Below are 16,626 nucleotides of genomic sequence, written 5' to 3' on the forward strand. Positions count from 1 at the left end.
ACCGTTAGTACGCGCCGGCGGCGAGGTGGGGTATGGGACTGTTCCGGTCGCTGTTCCGATCCGGCGAGATCATCGGCATCGCGGCCGACACCCTCGAGTTCGCCCTCTCGGCCTCCGAGGAGACCCACCCCGACGAGTACATGGGAATGCTTCGGGGCGAGGACGCCCGGACGCTCGGTCTGGACCGCGAGGGCACCGTCGTCACCGACGTGCTCGTGATCCCCGGAACGGAGTCCAATCCCGTGAGCGCGACCGTCAAGACGAACATGATCCCCAACGACGTTCGTGGAATCGGCTCGATCCACTCGCACCCCAACGGCGTGCTCGAACCGAGCGACGCCGACCTTCGGACGTTCGGCCGGGGATCCGTCCACGTCATCGTCGGCGCGCCCTACCGACGGGACTCGTGGCGCGCGTTCGACTCCCGCGGCGAACCCCGCGAACTCGACGTCCTCGACGTGGCGCTCCCCGAGGAGCGCTTTTTCGACTTCGATCAGCAGGACATCGACCGCGAACTCCAGGAGGAGGGCCGCCGACGATGGTGAGGGCACTGGCCCAGGGCACCTTCGACGTCCTGCATCCGGGTCACCTCCACTACCTGGAGGAGGCCGCCCGGATGGGCGACGAACTGTCCGTCATCGTCGCCCGGAGCGCGAACGTCACCCACAAACGGCCGCCGATCCTCGACGGCCGCCAGCGCCGGGACATGATCGCCGCCCTCGAGGTCGTCGATCAGGCGCTGTTGGGTCACGAGTCGGACATCTTCGTCCCCGTCGCGGAGATCGACCCCGACGTGATCGTGCTGGGCCACGACCAGCACCACGACGAGGCGGCCATCGAGCGCGCGCTCGACGACCGGGGGATCGACTGTGCCGTGCGGCGTGCCTCGCCACGGGACCCCGCCTACGAGGGCGAACTCCTCTCGACGGGCCGGATCATCGAGCGGATCTGCGAGCGGCGGTGTTAGGTCCACGTCCTCGCCGTTGTCTCCCGGAGCCACCTCGGTCGTCCCGCCCGGGACGCGACCGGTCCTACGGGCTACGATCGGCGCTCTGCCTCCCGGGTGAAGTTCCGGAGGAGGCGGTCGCCGAACCCGAGGACGACGAGCGCGCCGACGAGGTCGAACAGGAGGTCGAGGAGGGTGTCGTGGACGCCGTAGGGGACGAGCACGGGTTCGGTGCCGAGTCGGTTGGCGACGGCGTGGACGCCGTACTCCAGTAGCTCCCAGAGGACGCCGCCGCCGACGGTAGCGACGAGAACGCGGGGTTCGGGGTCGCGGCCGCGGCGGCGAGCGAGGACGTGGATCGCCCCGCCGAGGAGCGTCGCGGAGTGGGCGTGCGTGAGGTGGTCCCACCACCACGTGTCGTCGTACGGACCGAGCATCCCGACGGCGTGGGCGAGCATCGCGACCTCCACGTAGACGCGCTGCCACGGCCGGAACTCGACGTCGAACCGCCGTTCGACGACGCGGGGCAGGAAGGCCGCCGCGAGCGTGATCACGCCGTTTACCACCGCACCCGCGTTCCGCCGGCGCAACCCCGCCATGACCACGGCGACGATCGCACCCCTGATGCCGTGTCGAATCCGTCGCGCGATCGAAGTCCGAGTGATCCCTACCATGAGCGCGTCGTCGGAGGTAGCGGGGCCGACCGGAAAACCGGTTCGCTCGCCCGGCCTCCGGGCCGTCTTCGAACGCCGGTGAACGCGGTGTCCGACGCGGTGCCCGTCGGCATCGACTCGCTCCCCGGTCGTCGGGTCGAGTAGCCTCCCGGGATCGCCGTGGCGGAGGCGCAGTGGTAAATTGAAGTGCGTGCCGAACCTTACTGCTACCATGTACCGCGCGATCCTTCCCGAGGGCGATTTCGACTGTGCGAGCTACGAGCAGACCGACAACGGCGTCGAACTCTACACCGAGGAGGACGAACTGATCGCGTTCGTCCCGTACGCGAACCTCGTCGCGATCCTCAACGAGGACGTCGATTCCGTCGACGACCGCTCGATCCTCTAGAGCGACAGGCCGCGGATCGCGACTCGCTCGCCCTCCTCGACCCGGCCGATCACCCGGCCGTCGGTCTCCCCGGCGAGCGCCTCGGCGTCCTCGGCGTCGGGGACCGCCGCGACGAAGCCCGTCCCCATGTTGAAGGTGCGGTGCATCTCCTCGTCCGTGATCCCCGCGTTCTGGACGAACTCGAAGACCGGGTGGACGGGACAGGGGTCCTCGATTTCATACCTGTGCTCGCCGAGGCGGTCGAGGTTGGTCCACCCGCCGCCGGTGACGTGGGCCGCGCCACGGACGCCGTGGGATCGCATCGGCTCTAAGAGGTCGGTGTATATCCGGGTGGGTTCCAAAAGCGCCTCGCCCACGGTGTCGTAGCCCTCGTGGGGAAACCCGTCGTCGTAGTCCCCCTCGCGGGTCGCGGCCTCGCGGGCGAGCGTCAGGCCGTTGGAGTGGATCCCAGAGGAGGGCCACCCGACGAGCGCGTCGCCCGGCTCCGCGCGCCCATCGAAGACGTCCTCTTTACGAGCCAGCCCCGCACAGGTGCCCGCGAGATCCAGTCCCGAGATCACCTCGGGCATCACCGCCGTCTCGCCGCCGACCAGCGCGAGGCCCGCTCTCTCGGCCCCCGCCGAAAGCCCTTCGCCGACCTGCGCGGCCACGTCCTCGTCAGGCGCTTCGACCGCGAGGTAGTCGACGAACGCGACCGGGTCGACCCCCGCCGCGACTAGGTCGTTGGCGTTCATCGCGATGCAGTCGATGCCGATCGTCGAGTAGTCGCCCAGCGCTTCCGCGACGAGCAGTTTGGTGCCGACGCCGTCGGTCGCGAGCGCCAGATAGCGGTCGCCTATGTCGAGCAACCCGGCGTAATCGCCGCCCGTACCCGCGTCGTCCCCGCCCACCGCCGAGATCAGCGCCGCGGTCGCGGCCTCGCTGTCGGCGATGTCGACGCCCGACCCCGCGTAGGTGAGTTCCCGGTCCGCGTCATCGCTCATGGCAGAGTCCGTGCACGGTGCGGGCAAAAGCCCACCGTTTCGGTCCCCGACAGGGGTTTCGTCCTCGAACCCGTCCGTCCGGCCATGGGACGCCGCACGCTCGCCGTCCTGCTCGGTTTCCTCGTCCTCGGGGGCTACCTCGGGGCCGCCTCCCTCGTCTATCGTGGTCTGATCGTCGTCGTCGGCGGGTTCGACCCGCTCGCGCTCGTCGCGGCGCTGGTCGGCGGCACCCTCCTCTCGGGGTACCTGAGCTACCGGCTCGGCCCGGCCGGGCTGTTGCGGAGCCTCGACGCCCGCCCGCTCGAACGCGACCGGGCTCCCGGGCTCCACCGCCGGATCGACGCGCTCGCCGGGTCGATGGACCTCGAATCGCCGTCGGTGTTCGTGGCGTCGCTCGGCGCGCCCAACGCCCTCGCGATGGGTAGTTCGCGGCGGGGTTCGCTCGTCCTCGACGTGGGACTGTTCCGCCTGCTCTCGGCCGACGAACTGACCGCGATCCTCGCCCACGAACTCGCCCACCTCGAGAACGACGACGGCCTCGTCCGGGCGCTGGCCTCCGCGTCGGTCCAGACCCTGCTGGGCGTGGCCCTCGTCGTCGCGGCCCCGCTGGCCCTCGCGCTCACGGGAATCGGCTACGGGCTCGCCCTGATCACCGGCCGTCGGGACAACCTCGCGCTCCGGGTTCGCGCGGCCCTCGGCGCGGGGGTCGGCCTCGCCGTCTTCGCGGTGACGGCGCTCGCCCGGGCCCGCTCGCGTCGCCGGGAGTTCGCCGCCGACGACCGCGCGGCGGCGGTCACGGGCGACCCGCTCGCGCTCGCGCGGGCGCTCAGGCGGATCGAACGCGCCTCCCAGCCCCGAATCGGCCCGTTTCGCGTCCCGATCGAGCGCGAGGAGGGCCCGCTGGAGCGGGTGCTCTCGACGCATCCGGCGACCGACGAGCGCGTCGAGCGACTGGCCGAGCGGGCGACGGGTCGGCGCGTCAGGGTCGAGTGAGTCCCTCGACAATGCCGCCTACAGGAAGAAGAAGGCGGCCGCTCCGACGGCGAGTCCCACGCTCACGCCGAACGCGAGCAGGAAGGCCGGGAGACTCCACGAGAGGACCGTTCTTCCATCTAGGGGGCCGAACGGGATCATGTTGAACGCCGCCAGCAGGAGGTTGATCCCGACGCCGTAGAGGCCGAGTCGGGCGACGAACTCGACCGGGACGAGCAGTAGCGGGGCGAACAGGAGGGCGAGCGCGAGGTTCGTCACGGGGCCGGCGACGGCGATCAGGCCGTTCTGCCGGTTCGTGATCCGCCCGCGGTGGTAGACCGCGCCGGGGGCGGCGAAGATGAACCCGGCCATCGCGCTCACGACCGCGAGGCCGAGCATCCCGTAGTCGGCCCTGAACGCCGCCCGCTGGCCGAACCGGACGGCGACCACCTTGTGGGCGAGTTCGTGAAGCAGGAAGCCGACGCCCGCGGTGAGCATGCTGATGAGCAGGAGGGGGAGAAAGCCCCCGCGCTGGACGCCCGCCGCCCCGCCCGCGAAAAAGAGGGCGAAGGCGACCCCGAGGGCGACCCACGCGGCCAGCAGGTCCCGGATCTCCCGTTCGCCGAAGCGGATCCCGCGGATCGCGCTCATGCCAGCGCCCTCCAGACGAGTTCGGCGCTGTTTCTCGCACCCTCGATCATCAGGTCGCCGACCGCGCCGACCCCGCCGATGTCCGCCGCGAGCCACGGGAGGACGACCAGCGGGAAGAGGACCGTCGCGATGATGCTTCCGATGTTCGTCGCGGCGACGACCGCGATCAGCCGAAAGAGGGGGACGTCGAGCATCCGTTTGAGGAGGTCGCGGATCGGGCTCTCCTCGTCGGCGAGGATCTCGTTCAACGTCCCGATGTCGGCGACGTTCACCCGCTGGTAGCGCAGTTCGACGTAGCCGGCGAACCAGCCCGGGGCCAGAAGCGGGTTGATGCTCGTCATCCACGCGATCGCGCCGCCGACGGTCGCGCTCGGCCAGTGTGCGCCCGCGAGTTTCGCGAGCGAGAAGGCGAAGACGCCGTTGAAGAGGAACCACGCCGCGAACACCCTGAGGAGGAAGTCGTTCTGTGCGCCGGCCATCACGAGCAGGAAGAAGAACGCGAGGAAGGCCAGCGCGATCAGGTAGCCGACGGCCTTGTAGATCGAGAACCGTCGCCCCTTCTGGGTGCCGACGAGCGACGCCATCGGCGGGAGGCTCGCGGGGTCCGCGAGGTAGCGCTCGATCCCCTCGCGGTGGCCCGCCCCGACGACCGCGATCACGTCGTGGCCCTCGTTTCGGAGGGCGAGCAGTTTGTGCGCGATGTAGGCGTCGCGCTCGTCGATCAGTGCCTCGGCGCCACCTGGGGAAAATCGGCGAAACTCGGCCATCATCGCGGTCACGACGTCCGCGTCGGTCAGCTCCTCCACGTCGATCTCCTCCTCCCCGGAGCCGTAGCCGAACATCCCGAGAAAGAGGCCGCCGACGAGCTTGAGCTTCTCGACGAGGGTCATCCGCGCCCAGAACCGCTGGATCGTCGTCTGGATCTCGCGGTCGACGAGCGCGACCCCCAGCCCGAGCGACTGGGCGGTCTCGACGGCGGCACGCATGTCCGCGCCGGGTTCGATGTCGAAGCGTTCGCCCAGCCGGGTCTGGACGTACGAGAGCATCCAGTAGGCGAGGAACTGGAAGACGGTGTTGCCCCGCAGCAGGTCGCCGGCGTCGAGGTCGTCGGGGAGTTCGCCCTGGAGCTGGCGGTATCGCCCCTCGTCGAGTTCGACGGCGACGACGTCGGGCCGTTCGCGCTCGATCGTCTCCTCGACCTCGGCGACGCTGTCCGTGGAGATGTGGGCGGTGCCGACGAGGCGGACCGAGCCTCCCGTCTCCCGTGGCACCTGCCGGTCGGTCATTGCCGTCCCTTGTCGGCCACCGCTTTTAGCCGTGTCGAACGACCGATCGTTCCACGAGACCGGACAGATACGTGGGTTCTATACGTATCCGTGCGAAGCTACTCGGTACGATCATGGTTTCGCCAGGCGAGCTTCGACTGCTGATCGAGCTTTCGGAAGGAGAGGACGAGTTCACGCCCGAGACGGGACCCGGCGGCGCGGTCGAGTACCCGACGGCGGCGCGACTCCTCGACGAGCGCGACGGCGAGGTGCTCGACGTGCTCGAACGATTCGCGACCCGGGGGGTTCTCGAGGGCGAGTTCGTCTCGAAGGTCTACAGCTGTCCGGAGTGTTCCGAGCAGGGCATGCAGTACACCACGGCCTGTCCGGCCTGCGAGTCGGCCCACGCCGTCGAGACGACCGTCGCCGAACACCGCGCCTGCGGGCTCGCCGCCCCCGAGTCGTACTTCGAGCGCGAGGACGGGCTCGTCTGCCCCGAGTGCGAGACCTCGCTCCGAACCGACGACCTCGACCGCCGGGAGCAGTACGTCTGCAAGGAGTGCGAGGAGGTCTTCGAGACGCCCGAACACCGCCTGTGGTGTCGCGAGTGTCTGTACATGTTCCCGCCCGAGGAGACCATCGAGCGCGCGCTCTATCGCTACCGGCTCACCGACGACGGCCGCGAGTGGACCGAGCGCCACCGCGTCGCCCGCGAGACGGCCGCCGACTCCCTGGAGGAACGTCGCTTCGAGGTGAGCGTCGACACGACCGTCGAGGGCGAGGGGACGTCCCACCCGGTCCACGTCTTCGCCGAGGACCCGCTCATGGGCGAGCGCCGCGTCGTCTCGGTCGCCGAACGCCCGACGGGCGAGCGCGTCGAGGCCTTCTGCGAGATCGCCCGCGAGGTCGGCGCCCACCCGATCGTCATCACCACGACCGGGGCGGTCTCGGAGGACGTCGCCGAGCGGGCCGACGCCGCGGAGTTGACGCTGCTTTCGGCCCGTCCCGACGGGACCCTCGACAGCGAGTACCGCGTGGGCGAGGGCGCGCCCCGCGGCCAGTCGCTCTTCCAGCGACTCACCGCGGCGGTCGACATGCCCGCGTGGAAGACCCAGTGATACTGTCGGTCATTTGCCATACAACGGCGTGTGCCCGCTGTGACGGGCCACAGCGCGAGTGGGTCCCGTTCTGCCAGCGGCCGAGTTCCGGAGGTATGACCGACAGCCCGAGTCAGCGTCTCCCGTTCTCGCCGGCCAGCGCCTCCTCGCGCAGGCGCTCGCCGCGCTCGCTCTCGACCGCGAGGTCGGGCACCGGCGTCGGCCGCCTGTTCTCGTCGATCGCGACGTAGACGAAGTAGGACTCGGTGGTCTTCTCGGCGTCCCCCGTGCGGAGGTCCTCGCGGAACGTCTGGAGGCGGACCTTCACGCTCGATTTCCCGGCCTCGTAGACGTACGCCTTGATCAGCGCGACGTCGCCGACCTGGATCGGGCGCTCGAAGTCGACCCCGTTGATGTGGGCGGTGACGCAGGACTCGCCGGCGAAGCGCATCGCGCTCATCGCGCCGATCTCGTCCATCCACTTCAGGACGTTCCCCCCGTGGGCGGTCTGGAGGCTGTTGGCGTGGTTGGGCTGGACCATCTCGCGGTTCTCGATGTAGGTCTCGAGCAGTTCCATGACCCGCCTTTCACGCGGGGAGAAATGAGCCTGCTGACTCGGCCAGCGAGGGGCCACGTTTATCGGCCCACCGGCCCTCCCTCGACCCATGAGTCTCTCCGTCGAGATCCCCGATCCGCCGGCACTCGGCGCACAGAACCCCGCGGAGTACGACGACGTCGACAGCGTGGGCGTCGAGGACTACCGCCGCGAGGAACTGGAGGCGTTCCTCGAGGACGGGGCGTGGGCCGACGCCTTCGAGGAGTGGGCCGCCCACACCGACCTCACCGAGGAGGAGTACGCGGTCGCCGAGGACCTCGGCCTCATCCGCGAGTTCGACTTCTTCTGGGACGACTTCGCCGACCGAGTCGGCTACCACGCCCCCGGCCTCCCCGAGGACTGGCGCGAGCGCGACCTGCACCCCGATCTGGACTCCTGGAGCACCGTCTCCTCGATCAACGCCTCGCTGACGGAACTCGGTCAGGTCGTGAGCGACGTGCTCAAAGAGGAGTACGTCGACTGGGAGGCCAGTTACGAGGCGCCCGACGACCTCCCCGATTTCTGAAGCCCTTCCGATTGGCTGTTCGCGTGCGACCGCGAGGTTGCACACCGTCCCGCCGCACTCGGGACGGCTCCCGACGTGGCCCGCGCTCGTGGTACGGTGCTGACGGTCGAGACGTTCGTAGTACGGTTCTGTCGGCGTGTACGGGTCGTGACTGCGACCGTCCATCGATAACGGCCGTCAGGGAATGGCCCTTCTCCCGATGGAGACGGGCAGAATCGATATATTACTAGCGCATACTGGCGACGATAGCGAATGTCTCCGGGCGTTCGTTAGAAAATACGACGTCGAATCCGGACTCTTCGAGTTGCGATACGGCTGTTTCGAGGTCGTATCGTTCCTCGGTCGACGGTCCCTCCTCCCCGGTGCCGGCCGCGGACCAGTCGACGACGACGAACCGGCCGCCCGAGCGAAGCACGCGCCGGACCTCCGCGAGCGCCGCCTCGCTGTAGAACTCGTGGTAGGTCATCGTCGTCACGGCGGCGTCACACTCGCCGTCCTCGAACGGGAGGTCGGCCACGTCGGCGGTCACGAGCGAGACGTTCTCCGGGAGCCCCTTCTCGCGGTACAGGTCATGCATCTCCTCCTGGATGTCGACGGCGTACACGCGCTCGGCGAAGGGGGCGACGTCGTCCGTATAGAAACCGGTCCCGCTTCCCAGATCGACGACGGTTTCGGCGCCCGAGAGCGCGAGCATCCCCAGGAGTTCCTCGCGCGAACAGTAGCGATAGCGCGAGGGGTCGTCGAGTTCCGCGGCGCGCTCGACCGGGTAGGTGTGAAAGCCCATATCGATGGGGAGGTCCCGCCGTGACTTAGCTTCCGTCCACGATGCGCGGGCCGGTTCGGGTTCGAGACGGCCCTGCCCGCTCCCCGTGGCGCCGAAACGGCTACCTGCCGTGCGTGCCATCTACTATCATGGAACTACGAGAGGCGGACGAGGGGGATATCGCGGGGATCCGCGGCGTCGCCCGGCGGTCCTGGGAGACGGACTACCCCGACATCCTGAGCCGCGAGACGATCGCCGAGACGGTCGAGGAGTGGTACACGCCCGACCGACTCGCGTTCGACATCGGAAGCGACGACGCACACGTGCTCGTCGCGAGCGTGGACGGGAGCGTGATCGGCTTCGCACACGCCGTCGGCGAGTCGGGGACGGGGACGCTGTTGCGGCTCTACGTCGACCCCGATCACAGGGGTGCGGGGGTCGGGACGCGGCTGCTCTCGGCGACGTGCGATCGCCTCGCGGGGGTGGGCTGTACGGACGTGGAAGCGATGGTCCTCGCGGAGAACGGGCCCGGAAACGCCTTCTACCGCGGATTCGGGTTCGAGCCCGAACGGGAGGGAGAGACGACGATCGGCGACGAGACCCACGACGAGGTCGTCTACGCGCTCACGCTCTGAGTCCGCGGAGGAGCGCTCGGCAGACCGCGCCGGGCCACACCCGCGCGGGGGCGACCCCGAGCACTCGTGAGAGAACGGTGGGCTCGACGTATGGGCCGATCCGCGCGATCACGACCCCGCAGGCCTCGACGTCGGCCGAGAGGTCGGCGGCGGCGAACCGCGATCCGACCGGCCCGATCAGGTCCGAGAGCGTCCCGAGGCCCCGGAGGACGGCCATCGCCCCCTCGACGGTGGGCGTGGCGACCGTGAGGTGCTCGCCGGCGCCGCTGATCGAGACCGGGTGGCCCTCGACGTCCAGTTCGAGGTCGGCCTCGACGACGAGCGCCGGTTCCATCACTCGCGGTCCCGGGTCCTGATCCGCAGCGTGCCGTCGACCCGCCAGTGGGCGTAATCGGCGTCGTCGCCGGTCTTGCTCGGGACGTCCACCTCCATGTCCTCGAACTCGTAGGTGATCTCCGCGCCCCGCCCGGTCAGGCGGTCGTAGAGGCCGATCGCGAGTTCGGGCCACGTCTGTGTCTCCTCCATGTCCGGGTCGTCGGTGCTCATGGGCATACTCGATACGACCGGAAGCCACGTTATAGTTCGGATCTGCTCGACGATCCAACAGGACGCCGCGGTTTTTTACCCCCGTCCGGCGAGAACGAACCGTGTACACCCACCGCACCATCGACGACGTCGACCCACAGGAGATCGAGGGGATCGAACCCCGTTTGCGGGCGATCGGCTACGAACTCCGCCCCGACGAGATGCGCCCGAGCGTCTGGGAGTACGCCGCGGGCGAGTCGAACAACCGGCACCGACAGGGCGAACAGGAGGAGCTGTACGTCGTCCTCTCGGGCAGTTTCGAGATGGAGATCGAGGGCGAGCGGATCGACCTGGCCGAGGGCGACGTGATCGTCGTCGAACCCGACGCGTGGCGACGGCTCACCGCCCGCGAGGACTCCCGACTGCTCGTCGTCGGCGCGCCCAACGTCCCGGACGACGGGATCGTCTACGAGGAGTGATCGAGCCGGACCGTCTCCTCGACGACCAGCGTCGGCGAGGCTTCGAGGTCGACGAACTCCCGTGCGTCGGCCTGCACGCGCTCGCCCTCGGGGGACTCGAACGCCGCCGCGAGGTCCTCGGTCGACTCGAAGTAGAGCTCGACGATCCCGTCGTAGCCCGCCTTCTCGGGGTCGCGGGGCACCGAGGTGACGTACTTCTCGAGGTTCGGGAGCCGTTTCGCAAGCTCCGCGTGTTCGCCGCTCCAGCGCTCTTTGAACTCATCGTGGGTGATATCGTCGGCGCGCAACAGGAGCTGTACCATCTTGATCATACACGAACCCTCACGCGCCGCCGGTTTCGGCCTGTCGGTTTCCGCTACGGTTATCAGTGTGCGCTCCGTTGCCACGCCTATGTTGGCACGTACCGAGCTTCGAACGCCACAACGGCGGGAGTGCGAATGCTGTAACCGACACGAGGTATGGGACGCGAACCACGGCTGCTGGCGGATCGCCACCGACGATGACGGCGAGCGACTGACCGGCACCCGCCACTGTATCCACGAGTGGGACATCGACGGCACCTTCCGCCCCTACGAGTAGATGCCGACGGCCTACATCACGGCCCCGCCCGACGCCGCACCCTCGCTCGCCCGCACCCTCGTCGAGGAGCGCCTCGCCGCCTGCGTCAACCGCCTTCCCATCACTTCGAAGTACCGCTGGGACGGCGAGGTCGTCGCCGAGGAGGAGGTCCTCCTGCTCGCGAAGACCACCGACGAGCGCTATCCCGACCTCCGTGAGCGCGTCGAGTCGGACCACCCCCACGAGGTGCCCTGCATCGAGCGCTTCGAGGAGGCGGACGTCCTCCCCGCGTTCGCCGAGTGGGTCGCGGACGCGACTCAGCGCAGTTCCGAGAGCACCGACAGCGCGCCCGACGAGTAGCCCTCCGCCGTGACCTCGTCGGCGGCCGCGAGCGCCGCCTCGTCGGCGTTCGCCACCGCGAACGACCGGCCAACGACCGAGAACGTCGAGACGTCGTTCTCGGAGTCCCCGATGGCGACGAACTGCTCGACTGGGCGACCGAGCGCCCGACAGACCGCGCGCAGGCCCTCGCCCTTCGTGATCGCGGGGTCCTTGACGTGGTAGGCGTAGCCCGTATCGACGACTTCCAACCCGTGATCCTCGGCGAGCGCTTCGAGGGGGGCGAGCGGCGAGGCGCGGTTGACGGCGACCTCGGTCTCGCGCCACCGGTTGACGAGGTCGCTCTCGCCCCAGCCCAGATCGTAGCCCGCCTCGCGGTACTCGCGGGCGACCTCACGGGGGGCGCTGGCGTCACCGGTGATGCGGATCTCGTCGCCCGCGAGGACGATGCCGCCGTTCTCGGCGATGACGAGGGTCGGGATGCCGACGAACTGACACAGCGCGACGGGGTAGGGAAACGCCTTCCCGGTGGCGATCACGACCGGCGCGGGCCATCCTCGGAGTTCCTCGAAGGCGCGGGGATCGACCGCGCTCGATCCGTCCCCTCGGGTGATCGTGCCGTCGATGTCGACGACGATCGGTGGGGTCATACCCTCCCTTCGAACGCCCGCGGATAAACTGGCGGCGATCCGTTCTCATATCAACATCAACGGTTATGGTTCTCCACCATGTCGTGGGGACAGATGACACGGAATACGATCATGCTAGCCATCGGGGGGCTCTCGGTCGCGCTGTTGGTGGCGGCGGCGCTCGGAACGTATCGGGTCTTCTCGTATCTCGCCGCGCTGTTCATCCTGGCGACGGTCGCGTCGGCGTCGATAGAGCGCGCCGGGGGGGAGTTGGACCTCGCACCGTACACGGGACTGATCGCCGGCCTCGGCGCGTTGTTCCTGATCGGGCTGACCGGGATCTGGCTGACGTGGGCGCCCGGGACGACCGAGTTTACCTACCTGCTGGGCCTCCCGACCTCGACGTTCTTCTACGTGCTGTTCATCTGGGCGCTGCCGCTCGCGGGGGCGATCTACTACTCGCTGCTCTTCGACCGGATCGGGGGCGAGGACGTCGTCGAGTCGATCATCGCGGACGCCCGCGAGGCCCAGTCGGACGGGTCGTTCCCGCTGGTCCCCCGGCGGGTAGACTCCCCGCCCGAGCGGAGCGAACGGGGTGAGCCGACCGATGACTGACCTCCTCCCGCTTCAGGAGGGGATCCCCGTCGCCGACGACCCCGTGATCCTGCTGTTCGGGGCGGTCTACCTGCTGGTGGTCGTCCTGATCGGCGTCTGGGGCTATCTCCGAACGAAGACGACGGGCGACTTCCTCATCACCGGCAAGAGCGTCGGCACGTGGGTGCTCGCGATGACCGCCTTCTCGGTGATCCAGTCGGGGTTCGGCTTCGTCGGCGGGCCCGAACTCGTCTACGAGTTCGGCATGACCGGCATGTGGATCTTCTTCAGCGCGCCGCTCGGCTTCCTCATCACGTGGGTCCTGCTGGCGAAACGGATGCGCCTGCTGGCGGACATCCGCAACGTCCTCACGCTCGCGGACGGGATGTACGTCCGCTACGAGAGCGACGCGGTCCGCGGACTGACCGGGCTCGCGGTGGCGGTCGGGGTGATCGCGTATCTCGCGACCAACCTCGCTGCCCTGCAGTACGTCATGCGGGCGATCTTCGGGATCCCCGTGATCTGGGGGCTGGTCGGCGGGGCGGCGATCCTGCTGGCCTACAGCATGCTCGGCGGGATGATCGCGGGCGTCTGGACCGACTTCCTGCAGGCGATCACGATGATCGTCGGCGCGGTGTTCGTCCTCGCGTACGCGCTCTCCTTCGGCGGCGGGATGGAGGGGATCTCGCGCAACCTCGCGAGCGCGGACCCGGACCTGATCTCGCCGTTCGGCACGATGGGCGGGGAGACGGCGGCGATCTTCGCCGCGCTCGCGTGGTGGGTGCTGTTCTCGGTCGGCGCGGCCGGCCAGCCCCACCTCGTGACGAAGTTCTACATGAGCAAGAGCCTCGAGATCCTGAAGTGGGGCGCGCCGATCGCCGCGATCTCCTATGCGATCTCCAGCATGATCGCGTTCTCGGCGGGCCTCTCGATGCGGTCGATGGTCGAGGGCGGCACGATCCAGGAGACGTTCAGCGCGAGCGAGGTCGCGCCCGTGTTCGTCCTCGAGTTCACCCCGAGCGTCGTCGCCGGGTTGATCCTCGCGGCGTTGCTCGCGGCGATCATGTCCACGAGCGACTCCTTCTTGAACATCGGCGCGGCAGCCATCTCCCGGGACATCCCCCGGGCGTTCGGCCGGCCGATCGACGACGACAGGACCGAACTCCGGGTGACGCAGGGCGCGCTCGCCGGTCTCACGGTGCTCTCGACGGGCGTCGTCTACTACTCGGACGCGCTCGTCGGTATTCTGGGCACGATCGGCTGGGGCTTCTTCGCCGCCGCGTTCGTCCCGATGGTCGTCCTGGGGATGAACTGGAAGGGCGCCACCGCCGAAGGAGCGATCGTCGCCACCGTCGCGGGCCTCGCGATCAACGTCGTCTACAGCGCGGTCCCGATGGCCGCCGAGGTTGCCGGGTTCGCGGGGCTTGCCGCCGCGATCGGCGCGGCCTACCCGTTCCCCGAGGCGTTCCCCGTCGGCGCGGTCGCGATGCTGGTCGCCGTCGCGCTGTTCGTCGGCGTCTCGCTCGCCACACGGGAGCGTAGTTACGTCCCGGCGGACCTGCAGGCGCTCATCGAGCGATGAGCGAACAGCGCCTCGCACACCTCACCGAGTGGGCCAGAAAGCGCCCCAACTCGATCGAGTTCTGGGAGGCGTTCCTCACGACCGAGCGCCTCGTCTGCTGTTTCGCCGGCGAGTCGTTCTCGTCGGCGCTGTTGCGCGCGGACATGGGCGAACGCGCCCGCGAGGAACTCGCCGCACTCGCCCCGGAGGGCCTCGTCGCCCACAACGAACGCAACTTCGAGGTGCCCCTCGCGGACCTCGAATCGATCACCCTCGTCCGGAGAACGCGCTTTCGTCGGGCCCGCCTGACCCTCGCGTGGGACGGCGGGGAACTGGCGCTGTACGACACCAAGGCCGGCGACTCCCAGGAGTCGCTCCTCGAATCGCTCGCCGAAGACCCCCGCCTCGACGCCACAGTCGGGATCCGCGACCCCTCCTCGCTGTTCGACAGATCATGACCCGAACCGACACCGACCCGTGGTACTGTGACCTCGCGTACGACAGCTACGAGGAAGCCTGCGAGAAGTTCGAGTGGGATTTGCCCGACGACTACAATCTCGCACACGACCTGCTCCGAAAACACCCGGACCCCGACCGGCCGGCCCTCTTTCAGGCCTACCCCGACGGCCGCCGGGAGACCTACACCTTTCGTGACCTCGATCGCCTCTCGAACCGCGTCGCGAACGCGCTCGACGCCCGTGGGATCGAACGCGGCGATCGCGTGGGCGTGGTCGTCCCGCAGAAGCCCGAAAACGTCCTGATGCACCTCGCGTGCTGGAAGATCGGCGCGATCTCGCTTCCGCTCTCGGTCCTGTTCGGTCCCGAGGCGCTGGGCCACCGCCTGCGCGACAGCGACGCTCGGGCGGTGGTCGCCGACGCCTCGGTGCGGGAGACCGTCGAGGAGGTCGAGGACGACTCGGCGCTCGAACACACCGTCGTCGTTGACGACTCCGAGGACGACGACTCGTTCGAGTCGCTTCTCGACGAGGGTTCCGAGGAGTACGCGATCGCCGAAACGGACGCCGAGACGCCCGCGATCATCATGTACACGAGCGGGTCGACCGGCCCGCCGAAGGGCGTGCTCCACTCCCACGGGGTGTGGGTCGGACACTGTCCGGCCTTCTCGATGTACTTCGAACTCGATCCCGAGGGGACCTACTGGACGCCCGCCGACTGGGCGTGGATCGGCGCGCTCGGCGATCTCGTCTTCCCGGCGTGGCACTACGGACAGGCGGTCGTCGGCTACCCGATGGGAACGTTCGACTCCCGGGAAGCGTACTCGATCATGGAGGAGTTCGACGTCACGGGGGCGTTCCTCCCGCCGACCGCGATCCGCATGATGATGGACGTCGATTCCAGTAGGTACGACCTCTCGATCGAGGCGATCTGCTCGGGCGGCGAGCCCCTGACCCCCGAGATCCTCGCGTGGGCCGACGACGAGTTGGGCGGCGTTCCGGTCAACGAACTCTACGGCCAGACCGAGGCCAACCTGCTTGTGACCAACTGCCGCGAGTGGTTCCCCGCGCGGGCGGGTAGCATGGGCAAACCGGTGCCGGGCCACGACGTGCGGGTGATCGATCCGGAGACGAGCGAGGAACTACCCGTAGGAGAGGTCGGCGAGATCGCGGTCCGTCGGGCGGGCGATCCGGTCGTCTTCCGCGAGTACTGGAACCGACCCGAGAAGACGGAATCGGCGACGGTCGGCGCGAGCGAGGCGCAAAGCACCTCGAAAGCGAACGGTGACGCCGTGAGCTGGCACCTCACCGGCGATCTGGGCTCCGCCGACGAGGAGGGGTATCTCTGGTTTAAGTCCCGCGACGACGACCTGATCATCACCAGCGGGTATCGCGTGGGCCCCCGCGAGGTCGAGGAGGTGCTGTTGGACCACGAGGCGGTCGCGCAGGTCGGCGTGGTCGGCGTCCCCGACGAAACCCGCGGCGAGATCGTCAAGGCGTTCGTCCAGCCGGTCGACGAGGGTTCGGAGGCGCTGCGCGAGGAACTACAGGACCTCGTGCGCGAGCGACTCGCCAAATACGAGTACCCCCGCGAGATCGAGTTCCGCGACGAACTCCCCCAGACCACGACCGGGAAGATTAGACGGAAGGACCTCGCGGAGGAGTGATTCATACTGTCGGTCATGGGCGGATGACCTGCGGTGGCCTGAGTCGACGGGTACCAGCACGAGTCCCGGCGGTATGACTGACAGTATCAACCGTCCCCGAGTGTGTTGTCGAGTAGCTCGCGGATCTCCTGGATCTCGGCGGCGTCGAAGCCGAACTCACCCCGCTCCGGGCCGACGAGGTAGTAGTCGAACGGTTCGTTTCCGTCCTCGGAACTCCTGACGCCAACGCCATCTGAATCGCCGACGAGGAGATCGTCGTCTCGGGTGCTCATAGGTATCGTGTCGCTCCCTCTGCTCATCAACCTGCGGCCTGCAGAAACGAAT

The 16,626-nt window shown here is 68.7% G+C and carries 25 protein-coding genes and 1 pseudogene; 14 read left to right on the forward strand and 12 right to left on the reverse strand.

Annotated elements, in window-relative coordinates:
* Positions 1-32: 32 nt before the first annotated feature.
* Both QRT08_RS00930 and QRT08_RS00935 read left to right on the forward strand, forming a co-directional pair.
* A complete protein-coding gene (locus QRT08_RS00930) occupies positions 33-545 on the forward strand; it encodes a Mov34/MPN/PAD-1 family protein (RefSeq protein WP_286043695.1) in 513 nt (170 codons plus the stop codon).
* Positions 539-967: an FAD synthase family protein gene (locus tag QRT08_RS00935; protein WP_286043696.1), complete on the forward strand. Its 429-nt coding sequence runs from the start codon at positions 539-541 to the stop codon at positions 965-967. The genes QRT08_RS00930 and QRT08_RS00935 overlap by 7 nt, the downstream gene beginning before the upstream one ends.
* Before the next feature lie 71 nt (positions 968-1,038).
* Here QRT08_RS00935 and QRT08_RS00940 read toward each other — a convergent pair whose 3' ends face one another.
* Entirely contained in the window at positions 1,039-1,620 is a 582-nt protein-coding gene (locus tag QRT08_RS00940; protein WP_286043697.1) for a DUF2238 domain-containing protein, read from the reverse strand.
* Positions 1,621-1,831: 211 nt separating this feature from the next.
* Between QRT08_RS00940 and QRT08_RS00945 the strand changes: the two genes are divergently transcribed.
* Complete coding sequence (locus QRT08_RS00945) at positions 1,832-2,008, forward strand: hypothetical protein (protein ID WP_286043698.1); 177 nt, start codon at positions 1,832-1,834, stop codon at positions 2,006-2,008.
* On the opposite strand, the gene purM is transcribed toward QRT08_RS00945, so the two are convergent.
* A complete protein-coding gene (purM, locus tag QRT08_RS00950; protein ID WP_286043699.1) occupies positions 2,005-2,991 on the reverse strand; it encodes a phosphoribosylformylglycinamidine cyclo-ligase in 987 nt (328 codons plus the stop codon). The genes QRT08_RS00945 and purM overlap by 4 nt on opposite strands.
* 84 nt (positions 2,992-3,075) lie before the next feature.
* On the opposite strand from purM, the gene QRT08_RS00955 reads away from it, so the two are divergent.
* Positions 3,076-3,984: a M48 family metallopeptidase gene (locus QRT08_RS00955; protein WP_286043700.1), complete on the forward strand. Its 909-nt coding sequence runs from the start codon at positions 3,076-3,078 to the stop codon at positions 3,982-3,984.
* An 18-nt stretch (positions 3,985-4,002) separates the two neighbouring features.
* Here the strand turns inward: QRT08_RS00955 and QRT08_RS00960 are convergent, their stop codons facing one another.
* Both QRT08_RS00960 and QRT08_RS00965 read right to left on the reverse strand, forming a co-directional pair.
* A complete protein-coding gene (locus tag QRT08_RS00960; RefSeq protein ID WP_286043701.1) occupies positions 4,003-4,614 on the reverse strand; it encodes a zinc metalloprotease in 612 nt (203 codons plus the stop codon).
* The gene (locus QRT08_RS00965; RefSeq protein ID WP_286043702.1) at positions 4,611-5,900 is read right to left on the reverse strand and encodes a TraB/GumN family protein; all 1,290 of its coding nucleotides are present in this window, start codon (positions 5,898-5,900) and stop codon (positions 4,611-4,613) included. Before QRT08_RS00965 ends, QRT08_RS00960 begins: the two co-directional genes overlap by 4 nt.
* Before the next feature lie 113 nt (positions 5,901-6,013).
* Here QRT08_RS00965 and QRT08_RS00970 point away from each other — a divergent pair, with 113 nt between their 5' ends.
* Complete coding sequence (locus QRT08_RS00970; RefSeq protein ID WP_286043703.1) at positions 6,014-6,997, forward strand: TackOD1 domain-containing metal-binding protein; 984 nt, start codon at positions 6,014-6,016, stop codon at positions 6,995-6,997.
* A 112-nt stretch (positions 6,998-7,109) separates the two neighbouring features.
* Here QRT08_RS00970 and QRT08_RS00975 read toward each other — a convergent pair whose 3' ends face one another.
* Complete coding sequence (locus QRT08_RS00975) at positions 7,110-7,553, reverse strand: acyl-CoA thioesterase (protein ID WP_286043704.1); 444 nt, start codon at positions 7,551-7,553, stop codon at positions 7,110-7,112.
* A gap of 88 nt (positions 7,554-7,641) precedes the next feature.
* Between QRT08_RS00975 and QRT08_RS00980 the strand changes: the two genes are divergently transcribed.
* A complete protein-coding gene (locus tag QRT08_RS00980) occupies positions 7,642-8,097 on the forward strand; it encodes a DUF7992 family protein (protein ID WP_286043705.1) in 456 nt (151 codons plus the stop codon).
* A gap of 30 nt (positions 8,098-8,127) precedes the next feature.
* On the opposite strand, the pseudogene QRT08_RS19010 reads toward QRT08_RS00980, so the two are convergent.
* Positions 8,128-8,262: pseudogene (locus tag QRT08_RS19010) on the reverse strand (DUF7129 domain-containing putative zinc-binding protein); the annotation flags it as partial.
* 61 nt (positions 8,263-8,323) lie between these two features.
* Positions 8,324-8,881 carry a class I SAM-dependent methyltransferase gene (locus tag QRT08_RS00985; RefSeq protein WP_286045014.1) on the reverse strand — a complete coding sequence of 186 codons (558 nt, stop codon included), beginning with the start codon at positions 8,879-8,881 and terminating at the stop codon, positions 8,324-8,326.
* Positions 8,882-9,009: 128 nt separating this feature from the next.
* Here QRT08_RS00985 and QRT08_RS00990 point away from each other — a divergent pair, with 128 nt between their 5' ends.
* The gene (locus QRT08_RS00990; RefSeq protein WP_286043706.1) at positions 9,010-9,495 is read left to right on the forward strand and encodes a GNAT family N-acetyltransferase; all 486 of its coding nucleotides are present in this window, start codon (positions 9,010-9,012) and stop codon (positions 9,493-9,495) included.
* Here QRT08_RS00990 and QRT08_RS00995 read toward each other — a convergent pair.
* Complete coding sequence (locus QRT08_RS00995; RefSeq protein ID WP_286043707.1) at positions 9,485-9,829, reverse strand: hypothetical protein; 345 nt, start codon at positions 9,827-9,829, stop codon at positions 9,485-9,487. The two genes, QRT08_RS00990 and QRT08_RS00995, sit on opposite strands and share 11 nt — an antisense overlap.
* Entirely contained in the window at positions 9,829-10,041 is a 213-nt protein-coding gene (locus QRT08_RS01000) for a hypothetical protein (RefSeq protein ID WP_286043708.1), read from the reverse strand. Before QRT08_RS01000 ends, QRT08_RS00995 begins: the two co-directional genes overlap by 1 nt.
* A 101-nt stretch (positions 10,042-10,142) precedes the next feature.
* Between QRT08_RS01000 and QRT08_RS01005 the strand changes: the two genes are divergently transcribed.
* Positions 10,143-10,499 (forward strand): cupin domain-containing protein, encoded by a 357-nt coding sequence (locus tag QRT08_RS01005; protein ID WP_286043709.1) that lies wholly within the window; start codon positions 10,143-10,145, stop codon positions 10,497-10,499.
* On the opposite strand, the gene QRT08_RS01010 is transcribed toward QRT08_RS01005, so the two are convergent.
* Positions 10,487-10,810 carry an EthD domain-containing protein gene (locus QRT08_RS01010; protein ID WP_286043710.1) on the reverse strand — a complete coding sequence of 108 codons (324 nt, stop codon included), beginning with the start codon at positions 10,808-10,810 and terminating at the stop codon, positions 10,487-10,489. The genes QRT08_RS01005 and QRT08_RS01010 overlap by 13 nt on opposite strands.
* Positions 10,811-10,889: 79 nt before the next feature.
* Here QRT08_RS01010 and QRT08_RS01015 point away from each other — a divergent pair, with 79 nt between their 5' ends.
* Both QRT08_RS01015 and cutA read left to right on the forward strand, forming a co-directional pair.
* Complete coding sequence (locus tag QRT08_RS01015; protein ID WP_286043711.1) at positions 10,890-11,078, forward strand: HEWD family protein; 189 nt, start codon at positions 10,890-10,892, stop codon at positions 11,076-11,078.
* The gene (cutA, locus tag QRT08_RS01020; protein WP_286043712.1) at positions 11,079-11,417 is read left to right on the forward strand and encodes a divalent-cation tolerance protein CutA; all 339 of its coding nucleotides are present in this window, start codon (positions 11,079-11,081) and stop codon (positions 11,415-11,417) included.
* Here cutA and QRT08_RS01025 read toward each other — a convergent pair.
* Positions 11,375-12,046 carry an HAD hydrolase family protein gene (locus QRT08_RS01025; RefSeq protein WP_286043713.1) on the reverse strand — a complete coding sequence of 224 codons (672 nt, stop codon included), beginning with the start codon at positions 12,044-12,046 and terminating at the stop codon, positions 11,375-11,377. The genes cutA and QRT08_RS01025 overlap by 43 nt on opposite strands.
* Positions 12,047-12,139: 93 nt before the next feature.
* Here QRT08_RS01025 and QRT08_RS01030 point away from each other — a divergent pair, with 93 nt between their 5' ends.
* Genes QRT08_RS01030 through QRT08_RS01045 form a run of 4 tightly spaced genes read left to right on the forward strand, consistent with a single transcriptional unit; the run spans position 12,140 to position 16,302 of the window.
* Positions 12,140-12,640, forward strand: coding sequence for a hypothetical protein (locus QRT08_RS01030; protein ID WP_286043714.1), 501 nt, complete (start codon positions 12,140-12,142; stop codon positions 12,638-12,640).
* Positions 12,633-14,201, forward strand: coding sequence for a sodium/proline symporter (locus QRT08_RS01035; protein ID WP_286043715.1), 1,569 nt, complete (start codon positions 12,633-12,635; stop codon positions 14,199-14,201). Before QRT08_RS01030 ends, QRT08_RS01035 begins: the two co-directional genes overlap by 8 nt.
* Positions 14,198-14,638 (forward strand): hypothetical protein, encoded by a 441-nt coding sequence (locus tag QRT08_RS01040; protein WP_286043716.1) that lies wholly within the window; start codon positions 14,198-14,200, stop codon positions 14,636-14,638. Before QRT08_RS01035 ends, QRT08_RS01040 begins: the two co-directional genes overlap by 4 nt.
* A complete protein-coding gene (locus tag QRT08_RS01045; RefSeq protein WP_286043717.1) occupies positions 14,635-16,302 on the forward strand; it encodes an AMP-binding protein in 1,668 nt (555 codons plus the stop codon). The genes QRT08_RS01040 and QRT08_RS01045 overlap by 4 nt, the downstream gene beginning before the upstream one ends.
* Positions 16,303-16,388: 86 nt before the next feature.
* On the opposite strand, the gene QRT08_RS01050 is transcribed toward QRT08_RS01045, so the two are convergent.
* A complete protein-coding gene (locus QRT08_RS01050; protein ID WP_286043718.1) occupies positions 16,389-16,574 on the reverse strand; it encodes a hypothetical protein in 186 nt (61 codons plus the stop codon).
* Between the last annotated feature and the right edge of the window lie 52 nt (positions 16,575-16,626).

The sequence above is a fragment of the Halalkalicoccus sp. NIPERK01 genome (assembly GCF_030287405.1).
GTDB lineage: Archaea > Halobacteriota > Halobacteria > Halobacteriales > Halalkalicoccaceae > Halalkalicoccus.

Excerpts from the sequence above, each read along its gene's own strand:
- cutA (WP_286043712.1), top strand. The coding sequence starts at position 11,079 with ATGCCGACGGCCTACATCACGGCCCCGCCCGACGCCGCACCCTCGCTC.
- QRT08_RS00975 (WP_286043704.1), bottom strand. The coding sequence starts at position 7,553 with ATGGAACTGCTCGAGACCTACATCGAGAACCGCGAGATGGTCCAGCCC.
- QRT08_RS00985 (WP_286045014.1), bottom strand. The coding sequence starts at position 8,881 with ATGGGCTTTCACACCTACCCGGTCGAGCGCGCCGCGGAACTCGACGAC.
- QRT08_RS01025 (WP_286043713.1), bottom strand. The coding sequence starts at position 12,046 with ATGACCCCACCGATCGTCGTCGACATCGACGGCACGATCACCCGAGGG.
- QRT08_RS01015 (WP_286043711.1), top strand. The coding sequence starts at position 10,890 with ATGTTGGCACGTACCGAGCTTCGAACGCCACAACGGCGGGAGTGCGAA.
- QRT08_RS01050 (WP_286043718.1), bottom strand. The coding sequence starts at position 16,574 with ATGAGCACCCGAGACGACGATCTCCTCGTCGGCGATTCAGATGGCGTT.
- QRT08_RS01000 (WP_286043708.1), bottom strand. The coding sequence starts at position 10,041 with ATGAGCACCGACGACCCGGACATGGAGGAGACACAGACGTGGCCCGAA.
- QRT08_RS00930 (WP_286043695.1), top strand. The coding sequence starts at position 33 with ATGGGACTGTTCCGGTCGCTGTTCCGATCCGGCGAGATCATCGGCATC.
- QRT08_RS01035 (WP_286043715.1), top strand. The coding sequence starts at position 12,633 with ATGACTGACCTCCTCCCGCTTCAGGAGGGGATCCCCGTCGCCGACGAC.
- QRT08_RS00960 (WP_286043701.1), bottom strand. The coding sequence starts at position 4,614 with ATGAGCGCGATCCGCGGGATCCGCTTCGGCGAACGGGAGATCCGGGAC.
- QRT08_RS00990 (WP_286043706.1), top strand. The coding sequence starts at position 9,010 with ATGGAACTACGAGAGGCGGACGAGGGGGATATCGCGGGGATCCGCGGC.
- QRT08_RS00945 (WP_286043698.1), top strand. The coding sequence starts at position 1,832 with ATGTACCGCGCGATCCTTCCCGAGGGCGATTTCGACTGTGCGAGCTAC.
- QRT08_RS01030 (WP_286043714.1), top strand. The coding sequence starts at position 12,140 with ATGACACGGAATACGATCATGCTAGCCATCGGGGGGCTCTCGGTCGCG.
- QRT08_RS00955 (WP_286043700.1), top strand. The coding sequence starts at position 3,076 with ATGGGACGCCGCACGCTCGCCGTCCTGCTCGGTTTCCTCGTCCTCGGG.
- QRT08_RS00995 (WP_286043707.1), bottom strand. The coding sequence starts at position 9,829 with ATGGAACCGGCGCTCGTCGTCGAGGCCGACCTCGAACTGGACGTCGAG.
- purM (WP_286043699.1), bottom strand. The coding sequence starts at position 2,991 with ATGAGCGATGACGCGGACCGGGAACTCACCTACGCGGGGTCGGGCGTC.
- QRT08_RS00935 (WP_286043696.1), top strand. The coding sequence starts at position 539 with ATGGTGAGGGCACTGGCCCAGGGCACCTTCGACGTCCTGCATCCGGGT.
- QRT08_RS00980 (WP_286043705.1), top strand. The coding sequence starts at position 7,642 with ATGAGTCTCTCCGTCGAGATCCCCGATCCGCCGGCACTCGGCGCACAG.
- QRT08_RS01045 (WP_286043717.1), top strand. The coding sequence starts at position 14,635 with ATGACCCGAACCGACACCGACCCGTGGTACTGTGACCTCGCGTACGAC.
- QRT08_RS01010 (WP_286043710.1), bottom strand. The coding sequence starts at position 10,810 with ATGATCAAGATGGTACAGCTCCTGTTGCGCGCCGACGATATCACCCAC.
- QRT08_RS00970 (WP_286043703.1), top strand. The coding sequence starts at position 6,014 with ATGGTTTCGCCAGGCGAGCTTCGACTGCTGATCGAGCTTTCGGAAGGA.
- QRT08_RS00965 (WP_286043702.1), bottom strand. The coding sequence starts at position 5,900 with ATGACCGACCGGCAGGTGCCACGGGAGACGGGAGGCTCGGTCCGCCTC.
- QRT08_RS00940 (WP_286043697.1), bottom strand. The coding sequence starts at position 1,620 with ATGGTAGGGATCACTCGGACTTCGATCGCGCGACGGATTCGACACGGC.
- QRT08_RS01040 (WP_286043716.1), top strand. The coding sequence starts at position 14,198 with ATGAGCGAACAGCGCCTCGCACACCTCACCGAGTGGGCCAGAAAGCGC.